Consider the following 14,731-nt stretch of genomic DNA (forward strand, 5'->3'; position numbering starts at 1 on the left):
AGCATTGGTTGAAGTATAGGGATTTTATTGCGCTCTTGCGAGTACCGATGACGGATCAACCCGCATCACCCGCCAAGCAGGGATGGCTGCGGCGACCAGACCGATGAGCAGTACAGCACCAACGATCAGGCCTTCTTGCCATACCGGCTGCCCTGCGGTGAGTCCTAAATCCTGCATGGCTGGAAAGCTCTGTCGGGCAAGGCTGAGCAGAGCATGTGCTGTTATCCAGCCGAGGAGCGCGCCAATGGCGGCGGTGACCAAACCTTCCAGCATGATCGTTCCGAACAGTTGGCCACGGGTAGCGCCCATGACCCGCAACAGCGCCAGGTCACTCTCTCTGGATCGCGCCATCGAAAACAGCGCGACAAAAATAGCCAAGCCGCCAACCCCCGCCAGCAGCCAGCCGAACAGCCTTGCACCGGCAAAACTGACGCCAAGCAGGTCGAGCAGGCGCGCGGTCTCGGTTGCGGGGACGGCGGCCTGTAGCTGGGTCTGACGATTGACCATGGCGGGGATACGGATGGCGCCGGAAGCATTGCTATAGGTGACCAGAAGCGCGGTCAATTCCGGCTCCAGTTCAGTGCGCTCATCCTGCAATATGCCACCGCCCCTTGGTATCTCTGATGCTGTTTCTGCACCAGCTGTGTTGGCACTGGTGACCTCATCTTCATCATCATGCTCGTGCTCGTGACCCTCATGGTCATGTCCGTCATCATGATCATGTCCTTCATGGTCATGGTCATGGCCTTTGTCATCATGATCATGGTCAATACCATGCACATCCCAGACGCTCTCTACCGAGGTCAAAATCAGGCGATCAACCACTGACCCAGTCGGTGCCAAAATGCCTACTGTTTCAAAAGGTGCGTGATCATGCGCGCTGGTGCCATCCTCTTCTTCCGCCAGACCATGGCTGCCAATGAATTTTTGCCCAAGCTGCGCTCCGGTATCAGCAGCAACCTGTGATCCCATGACCGCCTGTGCCGCCCCGTCGAACATCTTGCCCTGCGCAATTTCTGCCTGATAGAGGTCAAGGAACCTGTCATCAGTTCCGACGATGCGATAGCCGTTGAAATTGTCCCCAAGCGCGAGCGGCACCACCCGGGCAACCGCGGGATCGCGTTCAAAACGCTCTATGCTCTCCAGCGGAATATTGCCTGTCGGCTGGTCAACATGAAAGACACTGGAAAGAATGAGCTGCAATGGCGATCCCTTGGCTCCGACCACAAGATCCACGCCGCGGGCATCACGTTCAAAGCGTTCCGCCGACTGGTTGGCAAACTGCAACAATAACACCAGCATCGCCACCGAAATCGCCAGCAACAGGATATTGAGCGCACTGGTCAGCGGGCGATCACGCAGATAGGCGAGGGCCAGTGTCAGCATGGCGACACCTTTCCTTCGGCCAGCCTGAAATTGCTGGGGAAGAAGCTCTGCAACCGCTCATCATGGGTGGCGATTAACAGGCTGGCATCGATGCTCTCGGCCATATCGAGCAGCAATTGTGCCACGCGTTCCGCATTGTTGCCATCCAGCGCCGATGTCGGTTCATCCGCAATGAGCAGGCGCGGTTTGACAACCACCGCGCGGGCAATGGCTGCTCGCTGGGCCTCACCCTGGCTAAGCTGATGCGGTTTGGCATCGGCACGATGGGCAATGTCAAGCCGTTCAAGGCTTTCATCAATCGCTGCACTATCAACCGATCCGCATTGCAAGCGCTGCGCAAGTTCCAGATTGGCACGCAGGCTGAGCGCGGAAACCAGCCGTAATGTCTGAAAAACAATCCCTAGAGACTTGCGGCGTACTGCATCGGCGCTGGTTGCGCCTCCGGCATCGGCAATAGTGTCGCCATCAATATAGACTACGCCCTTGTCCGGCTGTTGCAGGCCGCAAATGATATTGAGCAGAGTTGACTTGCCCGAGCCCGAAGGACCAAGAAGCAAAGCATGATCACCCTGTTCAAGCGACAGGGAAAGATCATCCAATATACGACTATCATTATAGGATTTGCTTATCCCATTGACTGCAAGCAGCATGTTCAGGACTGACCAGTACCTTTTTTGGCCGCACTTTCGGCCTCTTTCTTCGCGTCGTCCGGATTGCTTACCGCGTTATTCCTGTCCGCAGCCTGAACTTCTTGCGCATCGGTGTCAGGGCGGGTCACAGTCTCGCGATCACTGTCTTCCTCAGTCAGCGCCGAGTCATCAAGATTGGGAATGGGTGTTTCCATTGCGCGATGCCGCATCGCGAGGAACGGATTGAGGCGATTAAAGCCGAAATCTCCGTGCATATCGCAAGCGATTGCAGGCTGCGAAACAGCAAATTGCGCCAGCGCGGCAAGCACCGCTACACAAGCGCCAATTTTTCTGGCCTGGAACTGCATGTATCGACTCCGTGATATATATCGTAATAATATATCAGTTCGTCGCAATTTGTCCAGCAAGCCACCTGTTGATCAGTGCATGCTGTGGAGTCCTACTATCCCAAAGCGCGCGTCCGAAGGTTCATAATGTGGGCGAGTATCAGCGTCACTGTTCCCAAGGTTGTGACGATGGTCTCCATCATCTCGTCGGGCATAAGCAAGGCAATGCACAAAAGCGCGATTCCCGTGCCGCCCATATAGCCAATGCGAATATCGCGTTTGGCACCTCGCAACAGGACCGAGCCGCTGACAAGAAAAATTGGGCCCAGCATAGCGATGTGGAACCATTCATTCTCGCTCAACCAGCCCAGAGTAGACGAATGGCTGAGCATCGGTAGCAAAGCCAGAGCTATAGGGAGGACAAGGCAATGTACCAGGCATAGAGCCGACAAGGTAATGCCAAAGCCATCCATTGAGCCGCGCATATCATAATCTGTACTTTTCACACTTGTCCTCAAGACCCTGAAAAACTATATCTGGTTGATGATATAATGTAACATTTATCGCAGCTTTCAAGAAGGTTCCGGGACAAATGTCAATAGCTGTCAAAACTATAAGCGCCAAAACCCACGTTGCCGTTTCAGGCCATGCGCATGTTTTGTTCGATATACAAGAGCAGGGTTGCAACCTGGCAATCTGGAAGAGATCGCTTCCCTTCAATCCTGAGCCGCTTCTGGCGGATGAGACACGCGGCGTCCGTTGCAGCGTTGCAGCCAATAACCCGGCACCCATTTTAACTCAGGAGTTGCAGGCAGCCGGCTTCACTGCCAGCGAGTCCCTTGATCGGCTGATCACCGACATCTGTCGGCTGTGCGATATGTTCCAGCCCGTTGCCGATACGCCGAATATCGAGGTGCGTGTGGAGGTTGTGACAAACAATGCCTGTCGTAAATTCCACGGCGATTATGTCTCGGCACGGCTGATCACCACCTATACCGGACCCGGGACGGAATGGCTGGATAATGACGACGCTATGCGGGTGGACCAAGGGCATGAGCCACATATGATCAATCAAATGGCGGCGGGTGATGTCGGCATCTTCAAGGGCAGGCTGGTAACCGAATGGCCAGCCATCCATCGCTCCCCGCCCATAGAAGGCACAGGCGCGGCTCGCCTGATTGTGGTATTGAACCCGGAATCAGACCAAGAAAGTTAAGACTCATGGACGTAAAACGTATCCCGGTAACGCTGCTTACCGGCTTTCTGGGCGCGGGCAAGACCACGGTGCTGAACCAGCTGTTCCAGCTTCCGGAAATGTCGAAAGCGCTGGTGATTATCAACGAATTCGGTTCGGTCGGCATTGATCATGATCTGGTGACCCAGAGCAATGAGAATGACTCGGTGGTCGAGATGGCCAATGGTTGTCTGTGCTGCACCATCAAGGGGGATTTGCAGAAGACGCTGAAAGAAGCACCGTGGCGCTTTTCGCGTGAAGGGCAATGCTGGTTTGATCGGGTGGTGATTGAAACCACCGGCCTCGCCGATCCAGCGCCGATCATCCACACGGTAATGGCCGATGATGATCTGAAGACCCGCTATAAATTGGCCAATGTGCTGACGCTGGTGGACGCGGTAAATGGTGCGGCGACGCTGGATGCGCAGCCTGAAGCGGTGAAGCAGGCTGCGGTCGCGGACAGATTGCTTATCTCTAAAACCGATCTTGCCGACGAAGCGACGATAAAGACCCTCTCTGCGCGGCTTAAGCGCCTCAATCCAGCCGCACCGTTGCAGATGCTGCCCTGCTCCGATGGCGAATTGGCCAGCGTATTTGATAACAGCGACTTTAACCCCGAACTCAAAAGCGAAGATGTCCGCAAATGGCTGGCGGAAGAGGCCTATGGTGATGAGGGACATCATCACCATCACGGGCATGGACATGATCATCACCACCACGGACATGACCACCACCATGATGTAAACCGCCATGATGACCGCATCCGCTCGGTGTGCATTACACTTGACGATCCGATCCCTGCAGAGATCTTTGACAGTTGGCTGGAAATGCTGGTGACGTTTAACGGTGTCAATGTGTTGCGCGTCAAAGGCTTGCTCAATCTGGTCGAGCTGGACAAGCCGCTTGTTATTCATGGCGTACAGCATATCTGGCACCCGCCGGTGACGCTGGATGATTGGCCCAGTGATGATCGCCGCTCGCGGATCGTGTTTATTTTACGTGATCTGGAAGAAAGAGACTTGCGTGATATGCTGGCATTCGTCACTGACAGGCTAGAAAGCAGCCATATCATGGGGCTTGAAGATACGGCGGAGCTGGCTGACGCTCCTGCTGGCTAAACGGAGCAGCGACGATGGACACGAACCGCAGGGTTTTTCTCTCTAGCACAGGAACCGCCTTTGCAGCGCTGGTCGCCAGCGGCTGTGCTGGACGTTCTTCTGCGCCATTTGCTGGTGCTGCGACCAGTGCAGTCTCCACCCCTGCCTATGGTTCGCTACAGCCCGACCCAGCGGGCCTGCTTGATCTTGCGCAAGGCTATTCCTATCGCGTGATCTCGTCTCTGGGCGAGGATATGGCGGATGGTATGACCGTCCCTGATCGCGCCGATGGCATGGGCTGTTTCGCCTTGGCCGATGGCAAATGGGCGCTGGTGCGCAACCATGAGCTTAAAGCGCATAATGAGTCCGGTGGCGCGTTGCCGCTTGGCTATGACAGCAAGAGTGATGGCGATGTTCTACCGGGCGGAACGACAACGCTGATCGTTGACCCTGCAACGCTGACAGTGGAACGCCAATATCGCTCGCTCGCCGGTACCATCCGCAACTGTGCTGGTGGTACAACGCCATGGGGCAGCTGGCTCAGCTGTGAAGAAGATGTGACCCGTGCTGGCGATGGCGTGGGACAGGATCATGGCTGGGTATTTGAGGTTCCTGCTGCAGCCAATTCCATGGCTCAACCGGTGCCGCTCAAAGCCATGGGCCGGTTCAATCATGAGGCCGCTGCTGTCGATCCGCTGACCGGCATTGTCTATCTTACTGAAGACCGGGATAATGGTCTGCTCTATCGTTTCCTGCCCAATGTGCCGGGCGATTTGAAGCAGGGCGGTAGGCTGCAGGCGCTGTCGCTCGGTGAAACTGCCGATACACGCAATTGGGGCAGGCAGGGGATTGTTGTCGGTAATCCGCAATGGGTGCGCTGGATTGATCTCGACAATGTCGAAAGCCCTGAAGATGATCTGCGCATACGCGGCGCGCAATTGGGTGCAACGCTCTTTGCCCGGGGCGAGGGCATCCATATGGGGCAGGGCGAACTCTATTTCTGTTGCACGTCCGGCGGCGCGGCCAAGCTTGGCCAGATTTTCCGTTTGACCCCGGCGAAGAAGAGCCGCGAGAAGAAGCCTGCGGACAGTCTGGAGCTGTTTTTCGAGAGCACCTCGCCGGACCAGTTCAACTATGGCGACAACCTCACCGTTGGTCCCCAAGGCCATCTGATTGTGTGCGAAGATCAGTACACCGATGTCGTCGACAACCATTTGCGGGCCATCACCTCCGACGGCACCGCTTATGCATTCGGCCGCCTGCGTATCCAGACCGAGCTTGCGGGGGCCTGTTTCTCCCCTGATGGCAAGGTGTTGTTCGTAAACGCCTACAGCCCGACCAAGACCTTCGCCATCACCGGGCCGTGGATGGGATAAGGCTTTCCCAGCAGATTGGCTTTGCGATCTGACTAGGGTCAGGACTCATTAAGCACATGGTCGAGACTTGGTCAGAAAAGGCCAGATATAGGAGCGAGTGAGGAGCATAGTGGTACTATTTGACGATCGAGCGACGACGAGCTGGCCTTTTCTGACCAAGCCGCTGCGCGGTGGCGTGCTGCGGGCGATCTGCTACGTCGATGCGATTGCAGGCAGAATAGCTGCCTGCTGCACGCCTCTCCTTGCAGCTCATCCCGCAGCCCGCCATCTCGATCCATGCGGTTGATGGGTCCTGACCCTAGCGGTATTTATGAATAGACTGTCAAATAATACCGAAAGCTTATTTAGTGACAGCGTAATTACTGCATAGCTATGCATTCTTACTGACATTGATGTCAGGGAGAGTGAACTATGAAACCAATCGAAACATTACAGTGCGATAGTTTTTCGATTCATTTAAATGATTCGGCTGTCAATCGGGCCATGTAATCGGTCTTGGGAGGCGGCAGGAACGCTGCCTTTGCGCTGATGTTACATCATATAATCACAATAAACCAATGCCTTAAGGCCATTTAATCCAAAGTGGACTAGCACTCACCAGTATTCGTTTCGCGAACTCAATAGAGGCGCATCTTCGTTAGCCATAGGTCCGCTCTATGGCCGAAGTGTATTCTGTGTTCCTTTTTGTGTTCGGAGACGATCAACATGTCAGTGCTATCGCAATTCACCAGCCGTGAATTCGGATCGCGTTTCTGGTTACGCTGGGCGATGCTGTCCAGCTTGCTGCTCGTTCTGCTGAACGCTGCACCAGCTGCGGCGCAGGATGAGACTCTGATCGTCAATAAAAGTATTGCCGATACAGAGATCCTCGCGAGTGAAACGACCGAGATGACGATCGTGTTGTTCAACACTGACACGAACAACGCTCAGACCGATGTTACGATGATTGACCCGTTCCCGGCGGGCCTTGAGTTGGTCAATATTGTCAACAACACATGTGGCGGCACCGTCACGAGCGATGGTGCTTCACCTGAAACCGTTACGCTGAACAACGGCACAATCCCCGCGGCTGGCGCAGGTGGTAATGAATCTTGTGAAATCGTTCTGGAAGTCACGGCGACCGCTTCCGGCAACTACACAAACACAATTCCGGCTGGAAACGTCACCGGTACTGCCGGAGGTAATGCAACGGTCAATGGGTCGGCGGCTTCGGCTTCTGTCACCGTTGAGGAAACGCTCCCGCTGACGGTTCGTAAAGCGTTTGTGCGCGGCACGATCGGAGTGGGTGTGCCAACCTATTTTAACATCACCATTAACAACCCGAACAGCACACTTCTCAATGATGTGACGTTTACCGACATCTTGCCTGACAATATGCGGTTTGTAGACAACCCGACCGCACTTCGGTTCAACGATTGTGGTCCGAATGTTGTAGCGCCAGCAGCGGGCGCAACCAGCACGACGCAATCAGACCTCACAGTTCCTGCTTTGGGTAGTTGTACAGTTTCGTTCTGGGTGGAGGCGACACTACCGGGTCCTTACACAAATGATATCCCTGCCGGGGGTGTCACTTCGGCTCAACTTGGCGCGGATGGCGACAGTGTGGCGCCAGCTTCGGCTACGACCAATGCGCAGGGCGAATTTGAAGTTCAGAAGACTTACCTACGTAACTCACTTGAGATCGGGCAAGTCACGACGCTGCGGGTAACTTTGACCAATCCGGGTCTCGGTCCGATTGAAAATGCTGCCTTCACCGATGTGTTTCCTGATTCAGGTAATGGCGTTCCTGATCTGATCGTGGCGGCTGCTGGCGTTGTCCGCAACACTTGCGGAGGAACGACTACCGCCGATCAGGGCGATGCTCAATTCAGCCTGACGGGCGGCACTGTTCCGGGAGCGAGCACCGTTGGTGCGCCAGGGGTCTGCGAAATCGATGTCCGGGTGCAGGCCAATGACGTTGCCACGCCTTCAGTTAACGAGATCCCCATCGGCGAGGTAACCGGGACGCAGGCAGGCAATGCAGTTGGAAACTCGAATGTTGGCCGGGCTGAAATCAATACGCTTGCCAATGGCGGTGTGGTGCGTGTCGGCGTCGCAAAAGCATATTCTGCTAATGGGGCAGCGTTCAGTACCACCGGGACCCAGACGACGGCTGGCACTGTTCTGAGGACGAATGTTGTCATTACTAACCCATCCGCGTTTGGCCTCATAAACGTGGAAGGCACGGATACATTCCAGCCACTAACGATCGATGGTTCGACCAGTGATATTCAGATCACCGATCCCTCCAATGTGACCTTTGCGAACTGTGGTGAAGACCCGACGCTGTTTACAGATGCCAACGGATTTCCCTCAGGTCCCTCGACTCCGTCGTTTACGCCGCTTGCCGGGCGCAATGGGTTTACAGTTTCGGGAATTAGCTTGCTGCCCCAGACCGGTACAGAAACCGGCGATACACGCGGTTTTCCTAATCCTGCTTGCGTAATCTCCTTTGATGTCGTCGGTCAGGTGCCGGGTATTCACCGGAATCTCATCAATGTTGGCGACGTCACTGGAGGCTCCGCGCCAACTCGGTCTGAGATTACAGGCGTTACAGGGGACGCTGCTGATGCGCGCTTCACCTATGTGAGCCCGCTGTCGGTTGTTAAGCAATATACGCCCAATGTTGTTACCGCGAATACGGGTATCGCCGGTTTGCGCATCACGCTTTCCAACAGCAACGCCACTGCTCCGATTACCGGTGTCGAGTTTACCGACATCTTGCCGGGCGCTGATGGCGCTGATCGTAACCGTGTTGCTGCAGTGCCAAATATTCAAAATAGTTGTGGCGGCACCGTAACTGCTGATCCGGGTACCAATAGTGTGTCGCTGGTAGGCGGCACGATACCGGTAGCTGTTGCAGGAACTCCCGGCGTTTGTGTCATCGAAGTCGACACCAATGTTCTCGATAGCGTTGATGGCATCGCCAATCTCTTGAACCGCATTGATACCGCAGCGGTAAGCGGTGAGATCGACATCGGTGGCAACCCGACGATTGTCCGCAACCTTGCGCGTTCGGATGCTCGCGTTTTTGCCAATTCGCTCGACGTTTCGGTCGATAAGGTCTTCTCACCGGGCACGATTGACGGTGGCGATACGTCCGAAGTGACGATCACGCTGTTCAACCCCAATGCCAATGATTTCGACATCTTTGACTTGGCGCTGACTGACGATCTGCCTACGGGAATGATCGTTGCCGACCCGGCTAATGCCAGCACCACCTGTACCGTGAATGGCTTGGATACAGGAACTGCAGCTACAGTGACGGCTGTACCGGGTGCGGACAGTTTCACGATTGAAGGGTTTGATCTGTTTGCAGACTCGAGCCGTCAACCGGGCGAATTGAGCCGTTGTTCGGTCACCGTCGCCGTAACCACCCTGCAGACGGGCTCGATTGTCAATACGATACCTGCTGGTGCGGTTACATCGCAAAATGATGCGACCAATGGGCTGCCGTTCAGCGCAACGCTGACGGTTCTGCCCAACACTGCGGTCTCCAAGGAATTTGTGGACGATACCATTCAGGTCGGCGGCACCACCGAGCTGGAAATCCGCATTCTCAATGCCAATGGTGCGCCTGCTACCAATATCAGCGTCACCGATACGATGCCGCCTGAACTGCTTGTGGCGGATGGTCCGGTCATCACGACCGAGGTTAACGGCACGACCTGTCCTGGTTTGAACGTCAACGCGCCAGCTGGTGGCAGCACGATCACCGCAACCGGTCTTACTCTGCCCGCCTTTAGCGAATGTCGTTTCCGCGTGGCGGTAACCTCCGACACGCCCAGCGACTTGACGGGCTGGGAGAACATTATTCTCCCGACCCAGGTGAACAGCACGGAAGGTGGCATCCGCACCGAGGACGCTAATGACAATCTTGTCGTTGTAAATGCGCCTGTCGTTGAAAAATCATTCGATCAAACCGATGCGCCAGTAGGCGAGGTGGTCACTCTGACCGCACGTGTCAGCAACCCCAACACGGTTGCCGGTGGCGACGCACTTACCAATGTGAACTTTGTCGACGCATTGCCGACAACGCCGGGCAACATGATTGTTGCACCGACGCCGAACTTTGTTGCCAGCGCGGGCTGTGGAAGCGGCACCTTTGTCGGCAACACCGCAGGTTCGAGCCGCATTGAATGGAATGGCGGTACGCTGGCATCCAATGCCTTCTGTGAATTCTCGGTTGATGTGCTCGTCGATGCGCCGGGCACCTACACCAACGAACTGCAAGCGTGTGACCTGACCAATCCTAATCCGGTGGCGGGGACCGATGCAGCCGCAACGGCTCAATCGGGCGGAGCGAACGTCTGTAACGTCCAGGGTGACGAAGCTATTGTTAACTTCAGCGATCTGGAGCTGAGCTTTGTGAAGGTTCTGTCTGCTGAAGATGGCGCGGTTGCCGATGTTGCCGAAGCTGGTGAGACGCTGACCTACGAAATCCAGATCACCAATGCTTCTGATACGGCCACCGCGACTGGCGTTGCTGTCGTCGATATCGTTCCTGACAACACGACTTATGTTGATGGCTCGGCCAGCGATGGCGGTGCGCTGAATGGTGCGCAGGTTGAGTGGACCGTCGATGTTCCACCTGAAGGTCTGACGCTGACCGTCTCTTTCCTGGTGGATGATCCGATCCCCGATGGGGTCACCAGCATTGACAATAATGTCACTGTTGATGGCGAGGCATGTGCGACCCTGCCTTGTGTAAGCACACCGGTACAAGAGCCTGCGCTGACGATCGTTAAGGAGCTGACCGGTGAGAATGGCACGGCAGCAGGCGTCGCCGAGGCTGGCGAAGAGCTGACCTACACCATCACAGTTGAGAACACGACCGGTACCAATGCTGTCGATGCGGCGATTGTCGATCTTGTTCCGGCCAACACCACCTTTGTATCTGCCAGCGATGGCGGCGCTCTGAACGGTGCGCAGATCGAATGGACGGCGGATGTAGCTGGCAACAGCACGATCACCCGCACGGTTACTTTCCGTGTCGATGATCCGATCCCCGATGGCGTCACCGAAATCACGAACAATGCTACCGTTAATGGCGATGGCTGCGCGACCGATCCGTGCGTTACTACGCCGGTTCAGGAGCCTGAGCTGACAATCAGCAAGCAGTTGACTGCTGAAAGCGGCGCGCTTGCTGGCTTTGCCGAGGCTTCGGAAGAACTGACCTATACGATCACCGTGAGCAACGGCACCGGAACCCCGGCGGCTGATGCTTTGATCGCAGACGTCATTCCGGCGAATACAACTTTTGTCTCTGCCAGTGATGGCGGCGCGTTGAACGGCGCGCAGGCTGAATGGACGGTTGATGTTCCTGCCAATGGTAGCGTCACCCGGACTCTGACTGTGCGCGTGGCCGACGAAATTCCGGCAGGAACACAGTTCATCGAGAACAGCGCGACAGTCGATGGTGTTGAATGTGCAACCCTGCCTTGTGTCAGTACGCCGGTTCAGGACCCTGAACTTGCGGTAAGCAAACAGCTTACCGGTGAAGATGGCGCCGTTGCAGGTTCTGCGGAAGCGGGTGAGCAACTTACCTACACCATCACTGTTGCAAATGCTTCGGGCACTGCAGCTACCGGTTCGCAACTCGTCGACATCATTCCGGCCAACACCACCTTCGTATCTGCCAGCGATGGCGGCACTCTGAACGGTGCGCAGGTCGAATGGACAGTTGACGTGCCGGCGAATGGCAACATCACCCGCACCCTAACGGTGCAGGTCGATGATCCGATCCCTGCGGGTGTTACCGAAATCACCAACACCGTTACGATTGACGGTGAAGGCTGCGCGACCGACCCTTGTGTCACCACTCCGGTCGAGCCGCTGACTCTCGAAATCGAGAAGGCGCTCACAGGAGAAAATGGTCCGACACCAGGCTTTGCCGAGGAAGGCGAAGAGCTGACCTATACCATCACCGTGCGCAACACGAGCGGCATCAATGCGGCTGCTGCGCTGATCTCTGACCCGGTCCCTGCCAACACCAGCTTCGTCTCTGCCAGCGATGGTGGCGCTCTGAGCAATGGTGTCGTCACCTGGACAACGGATATAGGCGCCGGTCAGACGCTGACCCGCACCGTTACCTTCCGGGTGGATGATGTGGTTCCGACTGATGTCCTGACCATCGCCAACAGCGCAACGGTCAATGATGAAGGGTGTACCGCACAGCCTTGTGTGGAAACACCGGTAGGCCGTCCGGTCCTCAACTTTACCAAGGTTCTGGCCGCCGAAAGCGGTACCTTTGCAAACATCGTCGAACCGGGCGAATTGCTGACCTATGAAATCGCTATCGAGAACAGCGGTACGGCCAATGCGGTCAATGTCGCCGTCATCGATAACCTCGATCCGGTTGTTACCTTTATCTCTGCCAGCAATGGCGGTGCGCTGAATGGTGGACAGGTTGAGTGGAACCTGACTGTACCAGTGGGTCAGACTGTCACGCTGACGGTTGTCACCCAGGCGCCGCAGCCGCTGCCTGCCGGTATCCAGAGCATCATCAACGATGCCACGGTCAATGGTGAGGTCTGTGAGAGCGCACCGTGTGTGATCACGCCTGCTGCCCAGCCACCGGTCGCGGTGGACGATGATGGTGGTGAAAACCAGGTTGGTGTCGCGGTTACGCTGGATACGCCGGCGAATGATATCGCCACCACAGCACCGCTGGATGTAACCACGGTTCAGATTGTTGGCACCGATGCTCCGCTGCAGCCGCTGGTTGTCCCGGGTGAAGGTACCTGGAGCGTGGATCCGACCACCGGTCAGATCACCTTCACGCCAGAGCCAGGTTTTGCGGAAGACCCAACGCCGATCAATTACACGATCCGCGACACTTTGGGTCAGCTGTCAAACGAAGCTGTCGAGACGCTGGAATATACTGATGATCTGCTGGTCCGTCTGACCAAGGCAGCGTCGGTCCGCACCGTTCGGATCGGTGATCAGGTACTCTACACCCTGACGGTTGAGAATATCAGCAACATCGATCTGGTTGACGCGACCATCTTCGATACGCCGCCTTCTGGCTTCCGTCTGGTTCCAGGTTCGCTGACCGTCGCGGATGCGGATGGTGCCGGAACATTGGTGACCAGCGCCCCGATCCGGATCGACAATATTGATATCGCCGCCGGTGAGATCGCAACGATCAGTTATCTGGCCGCTGTTGGCGCGGGTACCCTGCCGGGCACCCATATCAACACCGCTGTGACGCTCTCGAACGAGGTTCCGATCTCCAACGAGGCGACAGCGACGGTCGTCAGCGGCAGTGATCCACTGCTTGAGGAATCGCTCATTCTCGGCACCGTCTGGGAAGATCGTGACGGCGATGCGTGGCAGGATCCTGCCAAGGCAACAGGCGTCAGCATCTCGGGCGGCATTGACGAGAGCGTTTATGTTGCGAACTCGACCACCATTGACTTTGGTGAGGGGCCTCAACCTCTGGCCGATGCCAGCGCGCCGCTGAACCATGGTGTGGATATCGGCACCATTCTTGGCCGCAACAGTGTAGCCGAGCCGGCCAGTGCCAAGCAGGTTGTCATCTCGATGATGCTTACCGAGCCGCGCTTTGCCGATGGCCTTGAACTGGTCAGCCGTGAAGGCACGCGCCTGATGATGAACGCAGCCGGTACTCTATCGACCGCGCATAAGGGCAGTGTTGAAGATGGCCTGACCGCTCAGGACCTGCAGATTGACCGTCAGGTAACGCAGGTGGGCGATCGCTATCGCGCTGACTTTGTCATCACCAACAACGGTATTGATGAGCGCGGCATTGCCGGGGTCCGGATTGGCACCGTCGAAGGTCTGCTGGTCGAAACCGATGGCTATGGTCGCTTCTTCCTGATCGGAATTGAGCCCTCGCGGGTCGCACGCGGATCGAACTTCATCATGAAGGTCGATATGGCTACGCTGCCTGATGGCAGTGTCATGACCACGGAGAATCCGCGCATTCGACGGATTACTCCGGGTCTACCGGTCCGCTTCGACTTTGGTGTCCAGATTCCCGAGATGGTAATCGAGGGTGCGACCAATGCGGTGGCTATGGACCTGGGTGAGTTTGTCTTTGATGCAAACTCGGCCACGCTGAAGCCGGAATATGCCGCGATCATCGATCGCATGGCTGATGAGGTTCGTCGCTATGAAGGCGGCGCGATCAACATCAGCGGCCTTGGCGGCACTCCGGAACTGGCAATGGCGCGGGCTCAGGCCGTGCGGGATGCTCTGAAGGGACAACTCTCGCCGGAACTGCTGGCGCGGACCGATATCCGGGTCACCGGTGCGGTCGATGGTCCTGAAGTACTGACCTATGGCCAGCGCACCATTATCGGCGATGTATTCTTCGACACCGACAAGACGGCTATCCGTAGCGAGTATCGCCCGGTCATCCGCCGCATTGTCGATGCGATCAATGCCGGTGAAGTCCGCTCGCTGATTATCACCGGCCATGCCGATAAGCGCGGCTCAGATGCCTACAATATCGATCTGGGCAAGCGCCGCGCGGAATCGGTCTTCCAGTCAATCGTCTCACAGCTGCCTCCTGACAGGCGCGATGGGTTCACTGTGCGGTACTTACCGCCCTCGACGCCTGCATCGCCCTTTGAGTCAGAGAAGGGGGAGTAAGGGC

At 56.4% G+C, this 14,731-nt stretch carries 8 protein-coding genes; 4 read left to right on the forward strand and 4 right to left on the reverse strand.

The annotated features are described in order from the left end of the window. Positions 1-24 precede the first annotated feature (24 nt). The 4 genes from RB602_RS08320 to RB602_RS08335 form a co-directional block, all read right to left on the reverse strand. On the reverse strand, positions 25-1,386 hold the full coding sequence (locus RB602_RS08320; protein ID WP_317080097.1) for an ABC transporter permease: 1,362 nt from the start codon (positions 1,384-1,386) through the stop codon (positions 25-27). Next, positions 1,380-1,985 carry an ABC transporter ATP-binding protein gene (locus RB602_RS08325; RefSeq protein WP_317080098.1) on the reverse strand — a complete coding sequence of 202 codons (606 nt, stop codon included), beginning with the start codon at positions 1,983-1,985 and terminating at the stop codon, positions 1,380-1,382. Before RB602_RS08325 ends, RB602_RS08320 begins: the two co-directional genes overlap by 7 nt. A gap of 53 nt (positions 1,986-2,038) precedes the next feature. After that, positions 2,039-2,383 (reverse strand): hypothetical protein, encoded by a 345-nt coding sequence (locus RB602_RS08330; protein ID WP_317080100.1) that lies wholly within the window; start codon positions 2,381-2,383, stop codon positions 2,039-2,041. 95 nt (positions 2,384-2,478) lie between these two features. After that, on the reverse strand, positions 2,479-2,868 hold the full coding sequence (locus RB602_RS08335; protein WP_317080102.1) for a MerC domain-containing protein: 390 nt from the start codon (positions 2,866-2,868) through the stop codon (positions 2,479-2,481). Between the two features lie 152 nt (positions 2,869-3,020). Here RB602_RS08335 and RB602_RS08340 point away from each other — a divergent pair, with 152 nt between their 5' ends. The 4 genes from RB602_RS08340 to RB602_RS08355 all read left to right on the forward strand — a co-directional run bounded on the left by RB602_RS08340 (position 3,021) and on the right by RB602_RS08355 (position 14,727). Continuing rightward, complete coding sequence (locus tag RB602_RS08340; protein ID WP_317080103.1) at positions 3,021-3,578, forward strand: DUF1826 domain-containing protein; 558 nt, start codon at positions 3,021-3,023, stop codon at positions 3,576-3,578. Between the two features lie 5 nt (positions 3,579-3,583). After that, complete coding sequence (locus RB602_RS08345; protein ID WP_317080104.1) at positions 3,584-4,714, forward strand: CobW family GTP-binding protein; 1,131 nt, start codon at positions 3,584-3,586, stop codon at positions 4,712-4,714. A 14-nt stretch (positions 4,715-4,728) separates the two neighbouring features. Further along, entirely contained in the window at positions 4,729-6,069 is a 1,341-nt protein-coding gene (locus tag RB602_RS08350; protein ID WP_317080106.1) for an alkaline phosphatase PhoX, read from the forward strand. 705 nt (positions 6,070-6,774) lie between these two features. After that, entirely contained in the window at positions 6,775-14,727 is a 7,953-nt protein-coding gene (locus RB602_RS08355; RefSeq protein WP_317080107.1) for a DUF7933 domain-containing protein, read from the forward strand. The last annotated feature ends 4 nt before the right edge of the window (positions 14,728-14,731 follow it).

Origin of the sequence: Parasphingorhabdus sp. SCSIO 66989, assembly GCF_032852305.1 — a bacterium.
GTDB classification, from domain to species: domain Bacteria; phylum Pseudomonadota; class Alphaproteobacteria; order Sphingomonadales; family Sphingomonadaceae; genus Alterisphingorhabdus; species Alterisphingorhabdus coralli.